Origin of the sequence: Arthrobacter sp. 9E16 (assembly GCF_002929435.1) — a bacterium.
Lineage (GTDB): Bacteria > Actinomycetota > Actinomycetes > Actinomycetales > Micrococcaceae > Arthrobacter_B > Arthrobacter_B sunyaminii.
In genome coordinates this window covers 1-2,927 of the sequence record NZ_PJIU01000010.1, presented here as the reverse complement: position 1 = coordinate 2,927, position 2,927 = coordinate 1, and the positions used below count along the sequence as shown (strand labels likewise).

1 protein-coding gene and 1 rRNA gene are annotated in these 2,927 nt (G+C 60.6%); both read left to right on the top strand.

Annotated features, from left to right (window positions below; genetic code table 11):
* The first annotated feature begins 107 nt into the window (after window positions 1-107).
* A 5S ribosomal RNA gene (rrf, locus tag CXR00_RS17945) occupies window positions 108-224 on the top strand.
* A 424-nt stretch (window positions 225-648) separates the two neighbouring features.
* The gene (locus CXR00_RS17940; RefSeq protein WP_104056426.1) at window positions 649-2,607 is read left to right on the top strand and encodes a thioester domain-containing protein; all 1,959 of its coding nucleotides are present in this window, start codon (window positions 649-651) and stop codon (window positions 2,605-2,607) included.
* Window positions 2,608-2,927 lie beyond the last annotated feature (320 nt).

The window sequence follows — 2,927 nt, the reverse complement described above, 5'->3', positions numbered from 1 at the left end:
ACGCGTGGATACTTTTTCATGACAGGCACGGTTGAACGTGTTTGGTTGTGACCCATTGTTTTCCCCTCCACCAGGAGCAGTTTGGCCGGTGGTGCGGGTGGTAGGGTTACGGCGGTCATAGCGTGGGGGAAACGCCCGGTCCCATTCCGAACCCGGAAGCTAAGACCCACTGCGCCGATGGTACTGCATCCGGGAGGGTGTGGGAGAGTAGGTCACCGCCGGACAATATTTCGGTTGAGAGGTTGAGGCCCGTACCTTTTGGTTCGGGCCTCAACTGTTTAACAGGCATGCTTCCCAGCCGGCGGTTTTGCCGGGTTACGGTTGCCCGGACGGGAGCCGTTGGCGCTGCCTTACCACGCGGCATTGTCAAGCACATCTCAGCTACCACGCTTTTAACTTCAGTATCAGTAGATGATTCCTGCACTTCCCTTTGCACACGTTTCCCCACGAGGTAGCCTCACTGCTCACGGAGCCTCATATAAGTCTGTCCTCACCTGGGCTCTGCGGATGTCAAAGGGTCGAGCAGAAAGCGGGAAGCTAATGAGCGTGCGTCGCAGAACCGGCAGTGTCCGGAGGGGCAGTACCCCAGTATGGAGAGGCCGGGCCAGCGGCACGGGCATTGGGGTATTCGCCATCCTGTGTCTTCTGATGCAACTGGCATTGCCGGCACATGCCGTATTCAGCGGTGAATCCCCGGGCAACGAAGTCCCCTCGGACCTCACGGAGATCACAATGACCGGCACCGGACCGGGTCAGGGGGTGGCTGGCGGGCTGCCTCCTGCAGGTGCGCCGTTCGACCCCACCACCGGGTATCCCACGGGCGTGCCGGCGGGCTATGAGACCCTCAATGAGGGGTTTGCCGGCATCATCACCACTGTTGACGCCGTCGGCAATACGCAGCAGATGTACTGCATCGACATTCGTACCTCCACCTACACCGGCCTGGGTTATGAGAGCGGCAGCTGGGACGAATCCAATGTGCCGAACATTGGTTACGTTAATCGGGTGCTGAACAGCTACTACCCGGATCAGCCGGGCCTGCCGGAGGCGCCGTCGGACAGCATTCGGGCAGCAGCGGTTCAGGCTGCTGTGTGGTTTTTCAGCGACGGCTACGTCCTAGCGGAAAACGATCCAGTCCGGCCGTACACGGCTCCGATTGTCGCCGCAGTACTCGCGGCAGGACCGCTGACCGAGCCGCCGGCCCCCAACGTAGCTATCGATCCGCCCACTGCGTCAGGCCCCACCGACGGAGTCACCGGGCCATTCACCATTACTTCCGATGCAGGCACCATCACCGTTGCGGTGCCGGAAGGCTACACCCTGTACACGGATCCGGCCGGTACGGCCCCGCTTGTTGGCACGACTGTCACCTCCGGCACTCAGCTGTGGGTGCGGAACGACAACCAAACCACGGATCCAGTTGATCTGACCGCCACAGCCGTGGTTCCTGTCCAGACAGGCAACGTCTACCTCTATGCCGGCAACAATCCCAGCGTCACCACTGCCCAGAAGCTCATCCTGGCAGCTGATGCGCAGATTGAGTCCAATGCACGGGCGACGGCCGAGTTCTTCGTTGCCGGCGACTTGACGGTAAGTAAGGCGTTTGCAGGTGAAGGAGCCGGGCTGCAGGGCGACATTTCCCTGGTGGTGGACTGCGGAGCATCCGGCGTCTTCACCTTCGAGATCCCCGCCGGCACGACTGAAACAGTGACTGAGACGGTCGCAGGACTTCCAGTAGGCACGGTCTGTTCAGTTACTGAACCCGTCACCGGATCAACGACGGAGGTAACAGTCACACCGGTGCTCCCGGAACCCGTGACCATCACTGACGGTGAGAACGTCCTTGCGGTTACCAACACGGTTCAGTACCTCCCGGGAGCGCTTAACGTCACCAAGACGATCGACGGGAACGCCGCAGGCCTGCAGTCGGAAATAGTTCTCGACGTTGTGTGCGGGTCCGTTCTGGACACCAGTGTTGTCATCCCGGCAGGCAGCGCGGCCGGGACCTACGGTGAAACCCTCACTGATATCCCGGCGGGGACGGAATGTACGGTGACGGAATCGAGCACTGGGGCGACGTCGGAGGTTACCGTGGAGGCCGGTGACCCGGTAACGGTCGTTATTGAGCCGGGAGCCACGGTAAGTGCAGGCCTGGCTAATACGGTGCAATATGCCAATGGATCTCTGCAAGTAACCAAAATCGTGGCCGGAAACGGCGCCGGAAAGCAGTCCGCGTCATACCTCAACGTGGTCTGCGGAAACGAGCTCGAGCAAGTGGTGCGGATCCCCGCTGAAACCCTGCCCGGTGAGTACGTGCAGGTCTTCGACGGCATCCCTGCCGGTACCGAGTGCACTGTCACCGAGCCCACGAACGGTGAGAACGGGAACGTCACTGTCGAGACGATTCTGCCCTACAGCGTCGTGATCGTGTCGGGTGAAACCGTAGACGCGACAGTCACTAATACCTACGCGGTTTTGGGTAAGGACACGCTGGCCAAGACCGGGGCAACCGCCACCGCACAGGTATCCCTTGCCGGAGCCGGCGCCGTCCTCATGGGCACACTGCTGGTGGCCGGGGCTGCACGACGGAGGAAGGAAATGGACTAGCAACAGGGGGCCACGTCTGAGTTCTTTATGCCGGCTATAGGCTGAACAGCTCGTGACCAGCCGGTAGAGCCCGTGGGCTCAACATTGTGGGTAGCTCTCCAAACCGGAGAGCTACCCACAGCTGTGTCATGGGAGAATAACCATGCGGCAGACAGCCAAGGGAAATTCCGAACAAAAGTGGCTTTGAAGGGCCGGAAAGCCGTTTGTTCACCGTGGTTGTTGGGACCCCGATCACAGCCCATGGGCCGATTTGCGGGTGGGTCAAAACCTGTGTAAAGTCTTCTAAGTCGCCGCGGCCGGGAGTTGGAAAACATCCCGAG